The 16227-nt window shown below is 72.0% G+C and carries 14 protein-coding genes; 8 read left to right on the top strand and 6 right to left on the bottom strand.

What is annotated here, in order from left to right:
- Nucleotides 1-9: 9 nt before the first annotated feature.
- Nucleotides 10-654, top strand: coding sequence for a zf-HC2 domain-containing protein (locus tag ABZ154_RS12345; RefSeq protein WP_356831637.1), 645 nt, complete (start codon nucleotides 10-12; stop codon nucleotides 652-654).
- 36 nt (nucleotides 655-690) lie between these two features.
- Here ABZ154_RS12345 and ABZ154_RS12340 read toward each other — a convergent pair whose 3' ends face one another.
- From ABZ154_RS12340 to ABZ154_RS12325, 4 genes are all read right to left on the bottom strand, one after another.
- Complete coding sequence (locus tag ABZ154_RS12340) at nucleotides 691-1551, bottom strand: DNA-formamidopyrimidine glycosylase family protein (protein ID WP_356831635.1); 861 nt, start codon at nucleotides 1549-1551, stop codon at nucleotides 691-693.
- Nucleotides 1552-1587: 36 nt separating this feature from the next.
- On the bottom strand, nucleotides 1588-2952 hold the full coding sequence (locus ABZ154_RS12335) for a wax ester/triacylglycerol synthase family O-acyltransferase (RefSeq protein WP_356831633.1): 1365 nt from the start codon (nucleotides 2950-2952) through the stop codon (nucleotides 1588-1590).
- Between the two features lie 130 nt (nucleotides 2953-3082).
- Complete coding sequence (locus ABZ154_RS12330; protein ID WP_356831631.1) at nucleotides 3083-5149, bottom strand: SpoIIE family protein phosphatase; 2067 nt, start codon at nucleotides 5147-5149, stop codon at nucleotides 3083-3085.
- Between the two features lie 99 nt (nucleotides 5150-5248).
- Nucleotides 5249-6406 carry a DUF6777 domain-containing protein gene (locus ABZ154_RS12325; protein ID WP_356831629.1) on the bottom strand — a complete coding sequence of 386 codons (1158 nt, stop codon included), beginning with the start codon at nucleotides 6404-6406 and terminating at the stop codon, nucleotides 5249-5251.
- Nucleotides 6407-6577: 171 nt separating this feature from the next.
- Between ABZ154_RS12325 and ABZ154_RS12320 the strand changes: the two genes are divergently transcribed.
- From ABZ154_RS12320 to ABZ154_RS12310, 3 genes are read left to right on the top strand one after another with little or no spacing between them, the layout of a single operon-like run.
- On the top strand, nucleotides 6578-7429 hold the full coding sequence (locus ABZ154_RS12320; RefSeq protein WP_356831627.1) for a YndJ family protein: 852 nt from the start codon (nucleotides 6578-6580) through the stop codon (nucleotides 7427-7429).
- A complete protein-coding gene (locus ABZ154_RS12315; RefSeq protein WP_356831625.1) occupies nucleotides 7426-7938 on the top strand; it encodes a DUF1990 domain-containing protein in 513 nt (170 codons plus the stop codon). The genes ABZ154_RS12320 and ABZ154_RS12315 overlap by 4 nt, the downstream gene beginning before the upstream one ends.
- Nucleotides 7939-7980: 42 nt before the next feature.
- Nucleotides 7981-9435 (top strand): lipase maturation factor family protein, encoded by a 1455-nt coding sequence (locus tag ABZ154_RS12310; protein WP_356831623.1) that lies wholly within the window; start codon nucleotides 7981-7983, stop codon nucleotides 9433-9435.
- A gap of 30 nt (nucleotides 9436-9465) precedes the next feature.
- On the opposite strand, the gene ABZ154_RS12305 is transcribed toward ABZ154_RS12310, so the two are convergent.
- Both ABZ154_RS12305 and ABZ154_RS12300 read right to left on the bottom strand, forming a co-directional pair.
- A complete protein-coding gene (locus tag ABZ154_RS12305; RefSeq protein WP_015612873.1) occupies nucleotides 9466-9642 on the bottom strand; it encodes a hypothetical protein in 177 nt (58 codons plus the stop codon).
- A 382-nt stretch (nucleotides 9643-10024) separates the two neighbouring features.
- Nucleotides 10025-11509, bottom strand: a complete 1485-nt coding sequence (locus ABZ154_RS12300) for an SDR family NAD(P)-dependent oxidoreductase (protein WP_356831621.1) — start codon at nucleotides 11507-11509, stop codon at nucleotides 10025-10027.
- A gap of 227 nt (nucleotides 11510-11736) precedes the next feature.
- Between ABZ154_RS12300 and ABZ154_RS12295 the strand changes: the two genes are divergently transcribed.
- From ABZ154_RS12295 to ABZ154_RS12280, 4 genes are all read left to right on the top strand, one after another.
- Complete coding sequence (locus ABZ154_RS12295) at nucleotides 11737-12633, top strand: RNA polymerase sigma factor SigF (RefSeq protein WP_356831619.1); 897 nt, start codon at nucleotides 11737-11739, stop codon at nucleotides 12631-12633.
- 227 nt (nucleotides 12634-12860) lie between these two features.
- Nucleotides 12861-14093, top strand: coding sequence for a SpoIIE family protein phosphatase (locus tag ABZ154_RS12290; RefSeq protein WP_356831776.1), 1233 nt, complete (start codon nucleotides 12861-12863; stop codon nucleotides 14091-14093).
- Nucleotides 14090-15742, top strand: a complete 1653-nt coding sequence (locus ABZ154_RS12285; protein WP_356831617.1) for an ATP-binding protein — start codon at nucleotides 14090-14092, stop codon at nucleotides 15740-15742. Before ABZ154_RS12290 ends, ABZ154_RS12285 begins: the two co-directional genes overlap by 4 nt.
- Nucleotides 15739-16182 (top strand): response regulator, encoded by a 444-nt coding sequence (locus ABZ154_RS12280; protein ID WP_356831615.1) that lies wholly within the window; start codon nucleotides 15739-15741, stop codon nucleotides 16180-16182. The genes ABZ154_RS12285 and ABZ154_RS12280 overlap by 4 nt, the downstream gene beginning before the upstream one ends.
- Nucleotides 16183-16227: the final 45 nt, after the last annotated feature.

The following is a 16227-nucleotide window of genomic DNA, read 5'->3' as shown; positions in this document are numbered from 1 at the left end:
CCGCAGTACATGCAGATGACCGAGCCCCACATCCGGGTGGGAGCCTACGCCCTGGGCGTCCTCGGGAGGGCCGACGCCTTCCGGTTCGAGGAGCATCTGGAGGAGTGTCCGCAGTGCCGTGCCCGGGCGCGAGAGCTGGCCCCGGTGGCGGCCCGGCTGGCGGCGGCCCGGCCGGTGGTGCGGCCGTCCCGGGGCCTCGCGGACCGGCTGGTCGAGGCGGTGGCTGTGGGGCGGCGCAGGGCGGGCAGGCGGCGGCTCGTTCTGGTGGCGGCCGCGGTGGTGCTGGCGGTGGGCGGCCCGTTGGCGGTGGCAGGTTCCCCGGACGGCTCCGGCGGTCCGGCGGGCGGGGCGGTGGTGCAGCGGTGGGTGGGGGCGGACCAGGCGTCGGGGGCGGCCGCGGTGGTGACGGCGGCGGGGCACGAGTGGGGTACGTCGGTGGCGCTGGAGGTCGTCCGGGTACCGGTCGTCGGGGTGTGCGCGCTGATCGCGGTGGGCCGGGACGGCAGCGAGGAGACGGTGAGCAGCTGGTCGGCCGGGGGCACGCGGGACGGCCTGGTGGAGGTGTCCGGCGGGGCGGCGCTGCGGCCGGAGGGCATCGACCACTTCGAGGTGCGGACGGCGGACGGACGGCGGCTGGTGACGGTAGAGCGGTGAGCGGCTCCGGCTCTCGCTCCAGGAACGTCCCGGGTCTCACTTGAGGAACTTCGAGAGCCGTCGGTCCGCCAGCGGCTTGCCGCCGGTCTGGCAGGTGGGGCAGTACTGGAGCGAGGAGTCGCTGAAGGAGACCTCCAGGATGGTGTCGCCGCAGACCGGACAGGCCTCCCCCGTGCGGCCGTGGACGCGCATTCCGCTCTTCTTCTCGGACTTGAGCTTTCTCGCCTCCACCCCGCTGGAGCGTGCCACGGCGTCCTCGAGGGTGGTGCGCAGCGCGGTGTACAGGCGGGTGATGTCGTCCTCGTCGAGGTCGGCGGTCCGTTTGAACGGGGACATCTTCGCGACGTGCAGGATCTCGTCGCTGTAGGCGTTGCCGATGCCCGCGATGAGCGACTGGTCGCGCAGGGCACCCTTGATCTGGCGGCGCGCCCCGCCGACGATTCCGGCGAACGTGTCCCGGTCGAAGGCCTCGGCGAGCGGGTCGGGGCCGAGGCGGGCGATGCCGGGGACGTCCATCGGGTCGCGGACGAGGTGGACCGAGAGGCTCTTCTTGGTTCCCATCTCGGTGAGGTCGAAGCCGTCGCCGTCCACGGTCACCAGGCGCAGGGCGAGCGGGCCCTTGCCGGGACGCGGCGGGGCGGCCGGGAAGGAGTCCTGCCAGCGGAGCCAGCCCGCCCGTGCCAGGTGGGTGCAGAGGTGCAGTCCGCCCGCCGCGATGTCGAGGAACTTGCCGTGGCGGGCCACCGAGGTGACGGTGGTGGCGTCGAGCGCGGTCAGCGGCGGGTCGTACGTCTTCAGGACGTTGATCGCCAGCGGGAGGGCGCGGGCGATCTCCTTGCCGACCAGGTGGTCGCCGAGGAAGACCCGCAGGGCTTCGACTTCGGGCAGCTCGGGCATGGCACCAGCCTGCCGCAGGCCGCGTACGGCTGCCTGTCAGGACACCGGCGCCGGCAACCGCCCGCCGGTCACCAGCTCGCGGAGCTCCTCGAACTCCTCCCCCACCGCATCGGCCAGCCGGTCCAGGTCCGGCAGCGCCTTGCCGTCCGCCACCAGACCCACGTGCACGCGGCCGCCGTACGTCGACAGGGCGACGGCCAGCGACTGGCCCCGGGCCAGCGGTGCCATCGGGTAGAGGGCGCTCAGGGGGCATCCGCCGAGCGAGAGCGCGGAGCGCGGGAGCGGGACGCTGGTGACGAGCAGGTCGAAGAGCATCCGGGCGGCGTTGGCCGCCAGCGGTGCGCCGAACCGGTGGGCCAGCGGGTGCAGTTGGTCGGCGAGCACGGCGACGGCACCGGCGCCCTTGAGCGGTCCGGCGGCCTTGTTGCGGTCCATCGCGGCCCGGACGGCCCTGAGCCGTTCCCGGGGGTCGGCCGCGCCGACGGGCAGGTCGAGGAGGTAGGCGGAGAGCCGGTTCCCGGTCACCGTGCCGCCGGGCCTGCGCCGGGAGACGGGGACCAGGGCGCGCGGGTCGGTGCCGGCGGGCACCTCACCTCGCTCGGCCATCCAGCGGCGCAGGGCCCCGGCGACGACGGCGAGCAGGATGTCGTTGGCGGTGCCGCCCTCGGCCCGCCGGATCCGCTGGAGGGCCGTGGCGTCCAGGTCCGCGGTGGCCAGGCGCCGGGTGCCGCTGGAGGGTGCGGTGAAGGCGGTGGAGCGCAGGTCGAGGCGGCCCGCGCGGACGAGGGAGGCGCCCACGCCCAGCGCCCGGCCGACCTCGCCGATCCGGCCGAGCGCCATGCCGGCCACCTCGCGGGGGTCGGGGAGCCAGGAGCGGGGCGGGACGGCGGGGCGGCCGCGGGCGGCGGACCGGGCCGTGGTGACGGCGGCGATCTCGTCGAAGATCCCGGCGCCGATGGCGACCGCCCGCATCCCGTCGGCCAGGGCGTGGTGCAGCTTGACCAGCACGGCGAACGGCCCGTCGTCGGCGCCGCCGATGAGATACATCTGCCACGGCGGCAGCCCGCGGCCCAGCGGCTGTTCCATCAGCTCTCCGGCCAGCCGGGTGGCTCCCGCCATGAAATCGCCCTCGTCCACGGCGACGCGACGCACGTGCCGGTGCACGTCGAAGTCCTTGTCGACCGTCCAGGCCGCACCGCCGACCGGCAGCAGGACGTCCCGTACGCACATCCGCAGCCGGGGGATCGCGGCGGCCCGGGAGCGGAGGAGGTCCAGGACGTGGGGCGGGGCGACACCGGCCACCGGGGCGAAGACGGCGAGCGCGCCCAGGTGCATGGGGTGGGCGTCGGATTCGAGGTGCCAGAAGGCCAGATCGAGCGGGGCCAGGAGTTCGGTACCCAACAGGTGCCTCATGTCGTCGGGGGGCGGAACGGCCGTACCCCCGCAGTCAATCGTTTGCGGTCGGTTACGGTCAAGCATGGACATGTTACTTACTGTTATAACAGCGTCCGGCGCCGGGCTTTCCCGCTCATTACGACCGCTCGGGGATCAGGAACTCGCACCACACGCACTTGCCGCTGCCCCGGGACTCCACGCCCCAGACGTCGGCCAGCCGGTCGACGAGCATCAGACCGCGCCCGGAGACCCCCTCCGACCCCGCATCCCGGCGGCGGGGCAGGGCGCTGGAGCGGTCCTCCACGTCGACCCGCAGCCGGCGCTCGGATCCGGCCATCACCCGGATCGTCACGACGGCCCCGCCGTCGGTGTGCATCAGCGCGTTGGTGGTCAGCTCGTCGGCGGCCAGTTCGATCTCGTCGGCCCGCTCCTTCGCCCCCCAGGCGCGTACCGCGGCCCGGATCATGTGCCGGGCCGAGCTGAGCGCCTCGGGGTCGTTCTGGGCGACATGCTGCCGGAGCCTGCCGCCGGGCTGGGGGGCCTGGGCGGCCCGGCGGCGGAGCAGCAGGAGCGCCACGTCGTCCTGACCGCCGCGCACGTCGACGGCGTCGCACAGTTCGTCGGCGAGCTTCTGGAGGTTCTGGGGGCCGTTGGAGACCAGCGTGGTCAGCAGCTGCATGCCCTCGTCGAGGTCGGATCCCGGCAGCTCCACCAGCCCGTCGGTGAACAGGATCATCGTCTGGCCCGGGTCCAGCTCCGCGGTGCCGACCGGGTACTCCAGCCGCCCGAACTCCGCGGAGAGGCCCAGCGGCAGCCCGCCCTCGGCCGGCATCCGGCGGCAGCTCCCGTCCACGTCGCGCACCAGCGGGTCGACGTGGCCGGCACGGACCACCTGGACGACCCCGGTGGTCAGGTCGACCTCGGCGTAGGTGCAGGTGGCGAAGCGGTCGGTGTCCAGCTCGTGGAGGAAGACGGAGGCGCGCGCCATGACGGTGGCGGGGCTGTGACCCTCGGCGGCGTAGGCCCGCAACACGATCCGCAGCTGCCCCATGACGGCGGCGGCGTGGGTGTCGTGCCCCTGGACGTCTCCGATGACGGCGCCGACCCGTCCGCCGGGCAGCGGAATCAGGTCGTACCAGTCGCCGCCGATGTCCCGGCCGAGCCGGGCCGAGCGGTAGCGGACGGCGACCTGCGCCCCGGGGACGGCGGGAATCCGGCGCGGCAGCATCGCCTGCTGGAGTCCTTCGGCGAGGTCGTGCTCCTGCTCGTAGAGCATCGCCCGCTGGAGGCTCTGGGCGATCGAGGTGCCGAGCGCCATGAGGAGGTTGCGCTCGTCAGGGGTGAAGCCCGCCTTGTCGCGGTAGAGCAGGCCGAGGGCGCCGATCGGGCGGGCCTGCGCGATCAGCGGCATGTAGGCGGCCGCGGTGACGCCCAGGTGGCTGATGTTGGGCCAGAGGACCGGATAGGAGGTGGCGAAGTCCTCGGCGGACTCGATGAAGCGCGGGGCGAGGGTGCGGACGACCTCACTCATCGGGTACTGCTCGTCCACCCGGGTGAACCGGGTGCCGGGAACGTAGGCGCCTTCGGGGCCGTCGGCCACCAGGTGGATGCGGCCGGACTCCAGCAGGCCCATGACGAGACTGGTGGCGCCCAGGTGGGCGAGGCCCTGGGAGTTCTTGAGGACCGCGATGACGTCCTTGACCGTACGGGCGTGGGCCAGGGCCGCCGTGGTGCCCTCGACCAGGCTGGTGCGCCGGCGCCGCTCCAGGTCCAGGTCCTGCCGGGCGGAGGAGTCGGCCAGCTCCTGGGTTGCGTCGCGGACGATCCCGATGATGCGGCGGGGCCGGCCGGTCCCGTCCCGGTGGACGAAGCCCTGGGTGTGGGTCCAGCGCAGGCTGCCGTCGCGGCGCTGGATGCGGAAGTAGGCGCCGTAGTTGGCACGACCGCTCTTGAGCGCCTCCGAGACCATCCCGTCCAGGCGCTGCGCCTCGTCGGTCGGTACGCGATGGGCCAGGGAGGCCGGGCGGTCGTCGTACTCCTCGGGGGTCAGGTCGAACACGTCGAGGGCGGCCTGGTCCATGTGCATGAGGCCGGTGCCCAGATCCCAGTCGAAGCTGCCCATACGGTTCAGGGCGAGGCTGAGGTCCGGGTGGGCGGGCCAGTCGTCCGGAGGTGACAGGGCACCCGCTACCCGATCATCCATGTGGGCCACTCTGCCACCATTTGTCTGATTCTTCGAGTGATCCGTTACGCCGACCGGAGCGGTCGGCGCAACGGGCTGGGGAGGCCTGGGCTCGGCCGGTCAGCCGGCGAACGGCTCGGGGACGCCGGAGTCGGCCGACTCGCCGAACTCGTCGAGTTCATCGAGTTCGTCGGACTCGTCGGGGAAGACCTGGGTCGGCTCCGGCACCACGCCGGGCTCGCCCTCCTCCATCTCCCAGGGCTCGTCGGTCGGCATGCCGTCGAAGTCGTCCGGGGGCTCGGTGCCGGGGTCGGGCTCCATGGGCGGCGGGCAGCCGGGGGGCAGCTCAGCGGGGTCGCCCGGCGGTTCCGGGCACTTAGTCCCCTCCGGTTCGACGGGGGACGGGGCCGACGGGGCGGTCTCGGTCGGCGCGGGATCGGAGGGGCGGGCCGGGGACGGGAAGAGCAGGTCCTGGCTCGGCTCGAAGGGCGGCGGGTCGTCCGGTCTCCGGTCGCGTCCCCCGCCGTCGCCGACGGTCCGCTCGATCCAGGTGTTGTCGGCGGTGTTCACGATGACCAGGCTGCCGACCGGCTGCACGCCGGGGTCGACCGCCAGGACCCGCGCGGGGTCGAATCCGGCCCAGCGCTCACCCCGGTGGGCGACCTGCCCCTTCGCGATCACCGGCCTCTCGAGCGGATTACCGCAGGCACAGCGGACCCTCGGCAGCCCCCTGCCGTCGACCAGGACGGCGGTGCCCGCCTGGAGCACGGCCTGGAAGGCGGTGGTGGAGCCGGCGCTGTAGCCGTGGTTGGTGACCTGGGTGTCGGCGAGCACGATCACCGGAGTGAGCGAGCGCAGATAGCCCGGGATCTGGACCGCCTCGATGCCCGCCTTCTCCGCGAAGGCCCGCGCCTTGTCCTGGTCGGCGGTGAGCAGGCGGGCCTGCCGCTCGACGTCGCAGGACGCCTCGGAGCGGACGCCTCCGTAGAGCCCGGGGACGGCACCCGAGACGCGATGGACCGTCCGGGTGGCGGACCCGTCACCCCCCTGCGGCGAACGGGTGGCCGACGGCGGGGGCGCCTGCCGGGCCGTCGACTTCGTGAAGGGCCCGGGGCCCGGCTCGGCGAGCGGCTGGAGGAGGACGTCCTCGGCCTCCGCGGTGCCCGTGGTGCCCTTCGCCGTGCGGTCGGCGGCACTGTCGCAGCCGGCGACGGCGAGCAGGGCTCCCGCGGCCAGCGCGGCGAGCGCGGCACACCGGAAACGTCTGGGTGAGCGCACAGAGCTCTCCTGCCTGTCCATGGCGAACGGATGGATCCGTCACCATCTGTGCCGCACCGGACGGCAGCCCGCAAGCGGACACCGGGCCGGGAACAGCCGCCTTGAACGCGTTCAAGAAAGCGTCTACTCTCGACTCAGGAATTGAACACGTTCAAAGACGGGGGTGGGGTCGTGACCGTACTGGTCAACGCGATCGTGATGCTGGGCATGCTCCTGGTCGTCCCGGCAGGGCTGCGGCTCACCGGGCTGCGGGAGCTGGACGGGATCCGCAGGCTCTGGCTCCTCTTCGCGGCGCCCGGCGCGGTGGCCCTATGGCTGCCGCGTGGCCCTGCCGCCACCGCGTTGGCCTCCTGCTACGCAGTGGGCACCGTCCTTCTCGCCCTGCACGGGGCGCGCCGGGCGGTTCGCCGCAGGGACCTCTCCCCCGCCGGGGTCGCCCTCCTGACCGCCCTCGTCACGCCGGCCGTCGCCGCGCTCGCCCTGGTCGCGGAGCGGTGGGGGCACGAGCTGTTCGGCTTCGAGCTGGGCATCCTGGCCCTGACCGTGCCGCACTTCCACTTCGCCGGTTTCGCCGCGGCCCTGGTCGCCGGGCTCGTCTGCCGGGTCACCGAGAGCCCCGCGGGCCGGTTCGCCGCACTCAGCGTGCCGCTGGGCACGCTGCTCGTCCTCGTCGGCTACTTCATCGGCGACTGGGCCGAACTGGCCGGGGCCGTCGTCCTGACGGCGGGCATGTGGACCGTCGGCCTGCTCACCTGGCGTCTGGGGCATGAGGAGGGCCGGGACGGGACGACCCGGCTGCTGCTCCTCACCTCCGCCGCCGTCCTGGTGGCCACCATGCTGCTCGCCCTGAGCTGGGCGGTCGGCGAGGCGACCGGACTGCCCCACCCGACTCTGACCTGGATGGCCGCCACCCATGGCCTGGGCAACGCGCTGGGCTTCGCCCTCTGCTCGCTCCTCGCCTGGCAGCGCATCCGTACCACTCCCCCGTCCCACTCGTTCCACCCGGAAAGCAGGACAGCATGAGCACGCTCACCTACCCCGAAGTCGGCGCCACCCGGCTCGGCCCGCTCCCCCAGGGCTACAACCACCTGCACCACCGCACCCGGGTCGGCCGGGGCGCGGACGACTTCGCCGTGGCGGGAGCGGCGGTGACCGAGTGGCGGATGCACCGGGCCACGGGCGCCAGGGTCGAGCCCTCGGCCCGGCGGGCGGAGCCCGGTGGCACCGTCAGAGTGGCGCTCGGGGTGGGACCGATACGCCTGGTCGCCCCCTGCGAGGTGATCTGGACGGCGTACGGGGAGGAGGGCCGTACCGGGTTCGGCTACGGCACCCTGGACGGGCACCCGGAGAACGGCGAGGAGTGCTTCGTGGTCGACCTGGCGGACGACGGCACGGTCTGGTTCACGGTCATGGCGTTCTCCCGCCCCGCTGCCTGGTACGCCCGGCTCGCGGGACCGCTCGTGCCCCCCGTACAGCTCTGGTACGCGCGCCGGCTGGGCCGGACACTGCGCCGTCTCGTCGCCGAGGGCTGACAGCGGGGGCCGCGGACCGGGCCCTGGCCGATACTGGCAGGGATGGAGTGGTTCTCCGCCGACGGTTACTGGCTGAGCAGGATGGTCTTCCAGCGGACGCTGGCCGTGATCTACCTGGTCGCCTTCCTCACCGCTGCCCTCCAGTTCCGCGCCCTGATCGGCGAGCGCGGCATCCTGCCCGTACCGGAGCTGCTCCGGCGCACCCCGTGGAAGGCGGCGCCGGGGCTGTTCCGGCTGCACTACTCCGACCGCTTCTACGCCGCCGTCGCCTGGGGCGGCTGCGCGGTCTCGGTGGCCCTGATCGCCGGTCTTGACGGTCGCCTTCCGCTCTGGGGCGGGATGCTGCTGTGGGCGCTGCCCTGGGTGCTGTACCTGTCGATCGTCCAGGTCGGGCAGGTCTGGTACGGGTTCGGCTGGGAGTCGCTGCTCCTGGAGACGGGCTTCCTCGCGATCTTTCTCGGGACGGGGGACACCGCGCCGCCGGTGCTGGTGCTCTGGCTGCTGCGGTGGCTGCTGTTCCGGCTGGAGTTCGGCGCCGGGCTCATCAAGATGCGCGGCGACGCGTGCTGGCGGCGGCTGACCTGTCTGGACTTCCACCACGAGACCCAGCCGATGCCGGGGCCGCTCAGCTGGTTCTTCCACCATCTGCCCCGGCCCGTCCACCGGGTCGAGGTGGCCGCCAACCATGTGACACAGCTGCTGGTCCCCGTCCTGCTGTTCACCCCGCAGCCGGTGGCGAGCGCGGCCGCCGCCCTGATGGTGCTCACCCAGCTCTGGCTGGTCCTGTCGGGCAACTTCGCCTGGCTGAACTGGCTGACCATCGCGCTGGCGCTCTCCGTGATCGACTGGACCCCGTTCGCCGGACAGCCGCCCGCCCTGGCCGCGCCACCGCTCTGGTACGAGGTGGTCGTCGTCGCGGTGACGGCGCTGATCCTGGTCCTCAGCTACCGTCCCGCGCGCAATCTGCTCTCACGCCGGCAGGTGATGAACCGCTCCTTCGACCCCCTGCACCTCGTCAACACCTACGGGGCGTTCGGCTCCGTCAGCAGAATGCGGCTGGAAGTCGTGGTGGAGGGCACGGCCGATCCGGTCGCGGACGAGGGCGCCGAGTGGCGGGAGTACGGATTCCGCGGCAAACCGGGCGATGTGCGGCGGCTGCCGCGCCTCTTCGCCCCGTACCACCTGCGGCTCGACTGGATGATCTGGTTCGCGGCGCTCTCCCCCGCCTATGCGCGCTCCTGGTTCGGCCCGTTCACCGAACGGCTGCTGAGCGGCGACCGGGACACACTCCGGCTGCTGGCGCACAACCCGTTCCCTGACGCCCCTCCGGCGCACGTGCGCGCCCGGGTGTTCCACTACCGGTTCACCGACCCGCGGGAGCTGCGGGCCACCGGCAACTGGTGGCAGCGCACCTACGTCCGGGAATTCATGCGGCCCGCGTCCCGGCCTCTCCCGCCGGAGCAGGAGGACCGGGACACGGGCCGTGGGACGCGCTGAAGCGGCCCGCCGAACAGGCCTGCCGGGCGGTCAGTCGATGCCGGGCAGGATGTGCGGCTCGGCGAGGTCGTCCTCGTAACCGGCCAGCCGGATCGGTGCGGACCGGGCCCACACCTCGATGTTCCGGAGCTTCTCGGGCCGTGCGGTCCGCTCCCCGTACCGTTCGGCGGGTCGCTTTTCGCGCATCGTCAGTTCTGGTGTCGTCACCGCGCACTCCTCTGTGTCGCGTCACCCGGGGCGTCGCCGACGCTCCGGCTGCGACGCCGGAGATCGGCCGCCCCGGAGTGGGGCAGGGGGCTGAGCTATGCCGGTCGCGGTGGCGCCGTGTCGGGGCGGGACGGCGGTCGGGTTGCAGACCTGTCCCGGGACGGTCGGGGAACCTTCGTGGGCTCCTCGATGGCGTCCGTTCGCCTCAGAGTAACCAAATGAGCAGCTCCGCGCTCGATAGAACGTGTGCAGTGGGTCACTTTCGGCCACTTCGGACAGCGAAAACCCGGCCCAGGTTCCCTCCTGGGCCGGGTCTGCGGCCGCCGCACGGAAGATGCGGTTCCGGTTGAGCCGGTCGGGTCACACCGCCAGGGGGCGGGGTTTACCAGTTCGCGGGGGCGTAGTCCTTGAGGAAGCAACCGTAGAGCGCCTCGCCGCCCTCACCGCGCACGATCGGGTCGTAGACCCTGGCCGCGCCGTCGACGAGGTCCAGAGGGGCATGGAAGCCCTCCTCGGCCAGTCGCATCTTGTCCGGGTGCGGCCGCTCGTCCGTGATCCAGCCGGTGTCCACGGCCGTCATCAGGATGCCGTCCTTCTCGAACATCTCCTGGGCGCTGGTACGCGTGAGCATGTTGAGCGCGGCCTTGGCCATGTTGGTGTGCGGGTGGCCCGCGCCCTTGTAGCCCCGGCTGAAGACGCCCTCCATCGCGGATACGTTGACGACGTACGCGTGCTTGGCGGCGGCCCTCGCCATGGCCGGGCGGAGCCGGCTGATCAGGATGAACGGCGCGGTGGAGTTGCAGAGCTGGACCTCCAGCAACTCGATCGGCTCGACGTCCTCGACCGTCTGGACCCAGCTGTTGGTGTCATGGAGGTCGGGGACGAGCCCGCCCGCGTCGATCGCGGTGCCCGCGGCGATCCGGGCCGGCGAGGCCGAGCCGGTGACCAGGGCCAGGCCGGTGACCTCCTGGGCGCTGAGGCTCTCCTTGCGGGCGGCGGGCAGGGCGGCCACCCGGTCGACCGTGCCGCTGCCGAAGGTGCCGATGACCTCGGCGGCGGGCAGCGCGCCCGCGGGCAGCGGAGCGGACTCGGCGTTGACCAGCTCGCTGTACGCCCCCGGGGAGCGGCGTACCGTCTGGGCCGCGTTGTTGATGAGGATGTCGAGCGGGCCCCCGGCGGCGACGGAGTCGGCCAGCGCGACGACCTGGGCCGGGTCGCGGAGGTCGATGCCGACGATCTTCAGCCGGTGGATCCACTCGTCGCTGTCCTCCATCGCCTTGAAGCGCCGGATCGCGTCGTTGGGGAAGCGGGTGGTGATGGTGGTGTGCGCCCCGTCGCGCAGCAGCCGCAGCGCGATGTACATGCCGATCTTCGCCCGGCCGCCGGTCAGCAGCGCCCGGCGCCCGGTGAGGTCGGTACGGGCGTCGCGCCGGGAGCGGTTCTCCTTGGCGCAGGCCTGGCAGAGCTGGTGGTAGAACGCGTCCACCTCGACGTACCGGGTCTTGCAGATGTAGCAGGAGCGCGGGCGCTGGAGTATGCCCGCGATCTCGGCCTGTGCGGAGGAGGAGGGCAGGACGCCCTGCGTCTCGTCGTCGATGCGCTCGGCCGAACCGGTCGCGGTCGCCTCGGTGACGGCCCGGTCGTGGGCGGTCTTCGCGGCCCTGCGCTCCTGGCGACGCCGCTGCTTCACGGTGCGGTAGATCCCGGCGGTGGCCCGGCGGACGGCGATGGCGTCCGGGTGGTCGACCTCGATACGGTCGAGCTCGTCGAGCACGCTCAGGCAGACGGCCAGCCGCTCCGGGTCGATGCCGGGACCGAACTCGTCGATTCCGGGAGCGAGCTCCGGGCTGTCCTCTGTCACCGTCATTGCCGTTCCTCTGTCATCCTCATCCCGCGGGTCAGGGATCACCGCAGGCCGAAACACCCCGCTCAAGTTTGCCATGCGCGCGAGGCTGCTCCGTTCGGTCGGTCCGCCGGCGGTTCCCGCTGCTCCCTGCGGACCGGAATCGGAACTGGTCCGAAGAGGGACGCATGACTTCCGGATGACCGGGAAGGCGACCGTCCGACACATTGGACAGCAGGGAGGGTGACACCATGACGGCGATGTCAGTGCGAGCCACCGGAGCGACGGCGCCTCTGAGCGACGACCTGGTCGGCACACGGACCGACGTCGGCGCCGAGGAGCTCCCCTGGGTCGAGGACGCCGGAAAGGTCGCCCCCAAGGACGCGCGAGCCCTCTCGAAGGTCTTCTTCGACCGCCTCCAGGTTCTGGAGGAGGGCACGCACGAGTACCAGTACGCCCGCAACACCCTGATCGAGATGAACCTCTCACTGGTCCGTTTCGCGGCGTCCCGGTTCCGCAACCGTGGCGGCGACGACACCGAGGACATCATCCAGGTCGGCACGATCGGGCTGATCAAGGCGATCGACCGCTTCGACCTCTCCCGCGAGGTCGAGTTCGCCACCTTCGCCGTCCCGTACATCGTGGGCGAGATCAAGCGCTTCTTCCGGGACACCACCTGGTCCGTGCACGTACCGCGCCGCCTCCAGGAGCTGCGGGTCGATCTCGCCAAGGCGAAGGAGCAGCTCTCCGCGGAGCTGGACCGCGACCCCACGGTCAAGGAGCTCGCCGACCACCTGGACCTGCCCGAGGAGGAGATCATCGAGGGGCTCGTGGCTGCCAACGGCTACTCCGCGGGTTCGCTCGACACCCCTTCGGCGGACAGCGACTCCGGGCAGGAGCAGCGTGCGTACGCCGATGTGCTCGGCGAGAGCGACCCGGCCATGGAGACCGTCGAGAACCTGCACACCCTGGCACCGCTGCTGGAGCAGCTCGACGACCGGGAGCGCCGGATCGTGCAGATGCGGTTCGGGGCGGAGATGACGCAGGCGCAGATCGGTGCGGAGCTGGGTGTCTCCCAGATGCACGTCTCGCGGCTGCTGACCCGGATCGTGAAGCAACTGCGCAAGGGCATGAGCGTCGAGGCGTGAGCCCGCTCACTTCCTGACCGACCGGGGTCTCCCCCGGCACCCGCCGTCCGGCCGGTCGGGCACCCTTCCGGGTGCCCGACCGCTCCCTGTCCGGGCGACGACCTGCGGCACTCGCCGGGGCCGCCGATCACATATGCTTCCCGACGATCGGCCGGACGGTCTGATGCCGGTCGTACGAGGGGGTGGAGGAGTTGGCCGAGTCACCCGTGGGCATGTCTCTGAAACCTGTGGGCACCGTCGGCATCCCCGCCCAGCAGGAGGCCACCGGCGGCTCCTCCCCGAGCGCCCTCCTGTGGAACATCGACGCCACCATCCTCCTGGTGGAGGACGACGCGGGCGACGCGCTGCTGGTCGAGGAGATGCTCACCGACAGCGAGCTGGACTCCGCCCTCACCTGGCGCAAGACGCTCGCCGAGGCCCGCGCTTTCCTGCGCACCTGTGCCACCCCTGTGTGCGTGCTTCTGGACCTGCACCTCCCGGACGTCCACGGCCTGGACGCCGTGCGTCAGATCCTGGAGTGCGACAGCGATGCCGCGATCGTGGTCCTCACCGGACTCGACGAGTCGGGCACGGGGCTGCGCGCGGTCGCCGGGGGCGCCCAGGACTACCTGGTCAAGGGGCGGCTGGACCCCGAGGTGCTGTCGCGGGCGATCCGCTACGCCCTCCAGCGCAAGGAGGTGGAACGGGCCGCGGCGGCGCTGCGGTCCAATCAGCTGATCGCCCAGGAGAACGCCCGGCTGGAGCGCGGGCTGCTGCCCGTCCCGCTGCTGCGCGACGACCGGTTCCAGGCGCGCGCCCGGTACGAGCCGGGGCGCGTCCACGGCTTGCTGAGCGGTGACTTCTACGACGTCGTGCAGACGGCCGACGGCGCGGTCCACGCGGTGATCGGTGATGTGTCGGGGCATGGTGCGGCGGAGGCCGCGCTGGGGGTCTGCCTCCGGGTGGCGTGGCGGACCGCCGTGCTGTGCGGGACCTCCCACCTGGAGCAGATCGAGTTGCTGGAGGAGATCCTGGTCGCCGAGCGCTCGGACTCGCACGTCTTCGCCACGATGACCTCCCTGGCCTTCGCTCCCGACGGGCGGAGTGTGCAGATCGTGCGGGCGGGCCACCCCGGTCTGCTGCTGCGCCGGGGCGAGGATGTCCGCTGGGTGGAGCCGGAGGGCGGCATGGCACTCGGGCTGCTCCCCGGGATGGGCCGGTGGCCGAGGGTCGACCTGCCGCTGGTCCCGGGGGACGGTCTCGTACTCTTCACCGACGGACTCTTCGAGGGGCGCAACGGACCGGACAGCCGCCTCGGTGAGGAAGGGCTGCTGGAGATGGCCCGGGCGCACGGGCATCTGCCAAGCCGCAGTTTCGTCGACGCACTGGTGGCCGGAGCCGCCGAGGGAGCCGCCCCCTATGGCGGCCTTGCGGACGATGTGGCCGTCCTGCATCTGGGCTGGGGATCGGAACGTTCATGAGTACGGAACAGCTCGCGCGTACGGGCACCAGTACGGACCCGGCACCCGCCGGCGCGGCCGCACGGCTCTCGGTGCAGAACTGGGTGCACCTGATCCTCGGCGGCTTCATCGTGGTCGTCTGCGGCTGCCTGGTGGTCGGCGGGCTGGTGCTGGCCCGGATGTCCGACAGGTCCACCGAGCTGGTGGACCGAATACAGCCCGCCAGGTCGGTCTCCTTCCAGCTGCAGAACGCCCTGCTGGACCAGGAGACCGGGGTCCGAGGCTTCGCCCTGACGGGCGACGACTCGTTCCTCGAACCGTACGAGGCGGGCAAGGCCGCCGAGCGGGAGCGGCTGGCCCGGGCCCGGCAGCTGGTCGGCGGGCAGCAGCAGTTCGTCGAGGATCTCGCCGCCATCGAGACCGCCGCACGTCAGTGGCGCGAGAACAAGGCCGAGCCGCTGCTCAAGCTGGTCCGCGAGCAGGGGCCGAGCGACACCGGCGCCGCGGCTCAGCTGCAGAGCAGCAAGACCGACTTCGACGCACTCCGGCGGGCCTACGGCGCCCAGCAGAATCACCTGGACGAGGCGCGCGACACCGTACGGGCGGAGCTGAGCGACGCCCGCTCCACCCGCGACCAGGTGCTCTTCGCGCTGGTGGCCGTCCTCGTTCTGACCGTCATGGCGCTCAGCGTGCTGCTCCACCGGATGGTGGGCGTTCCACTGAACCGGCTGCGCGCCGCCTCGGAGCGCGTACGGTCGGGAGCCTTCGGCCAGCGGATCGAGATCAAAGGACCCTCCGACGTCCAGGCCGTGGCGAGCGCGGTCGAGGACATGCGCCGGCGGCTGGTCGACGAGCTGGACGGGGCGCAGAGCCGCGAGAGGCTGCTCGCGGAGCAGACGGAGGAGCTGCGCCGCTCCAACTCCGAGCTGGAGCAGTTCGCCTACGTCGCCTCGCACGACCTCCAGGAGCCGCTGCGCAAGGTCGCCTCCTTCTGCCAGCTCCTGGAGAAGCGGTACGGCAAGGAGCTGGACGACCGGGGCAAGCAGTACATCGCCTTCGCGGTGGACGGGGCCAAGCGGATGCAGGTACTCATCAACGATCTGCTGACCTTCTCGCGGGTGGGCCGGGTCCACGACAGCTGGAAACCGGTCGATCTGGGCCAGGCCCTGGACCGCGCGCTCGGCAACCTGACCGTGGCGACCGAGGAGTCCGGGACGGTGGTCGAGCGGCCGGAGAAGCTGCCCGAACTGCTCGGCGACCCCACGGCACTCACGATGGTCTGGCAGAACCTTGTAGGCAACGCGGTCAAGTTCCGCCGCGAGGACGTGGAGTGCCGGGTCACCGTCGACTGCATACGCGAGGACGAGGACTGGCACCTGACCGTCTCGGACAACGGAATCGGGATCGCGCCCGAGTTCGCGGACAAGGTGTTCGTGATCTTCCAGCGGCTCCACGCACGTGACGAGTACGAGGGAACCGGCATCGGCCTGGCGCTCTGCCGGAAGATCATCGAGTTCCACGGTGGCCGGATCTGGCTCGACGCCGAGCCCGGCGAAGGCACCCGCATACACTTCACCCTGCCTGCTGCCGCGCCCGAGGCGCCCCAGCACACCACGGCGGAGCTCCTCGCTCCGGCCCTGCCCACAAGTCAGCCGGGAGACCCTTCGTGAACAGCCCCGCACAACCCATCGAGGTCCTCCTGGTCGAGGACGATCCCGGCGACGAGCTCATGACCCGTGAGGCGTTCGAGGACAACAAGATCCGCAACACCCTGCACGTCGTGCGCGACGGCCAGGAGGCGCTGGACTTCCTGTACCGGCGCGGCGAGTACACCGACGCCCCCCGCCCCGACCTGGTGCTCCTCGACCTGAACCTGCCCAGGTACGACGGGCGGCAGGTCCTGGAGCAGATCAAGGGCGACCCCGAGCTGTCGCTGATCCCCGTGGTCGTCCTCACCACCTCCTCGGCCGAGGAGGACATCCTGCGCAGCTACAAGCTGCACGCCAACGCCTACGTGACCAAGCCGGTGGACCTGGATCAGTTCATCGCGGCGGTACGCCAGATCGACGAATTCTTCGTGACCGTGGTGCGGCTTCCCGGTCGTGCGTAGGATCGGTCCGGACCGCCTGGAGTGGGATTCCTCGACGCGGGTAGA

Source organism: Streptomyces sp. NPDC006261, from assembly GCF_040613515.1.
GTDB lineage: Bacteria > Actinomycetota > Actinomycetes > Streptomycetales > Streptomycetaceae > Streptomyces.
Note: the sequence above shows the minus strand (reverse complement) of the source record. Positions and strands in the feature narration are given on the sequence as shown.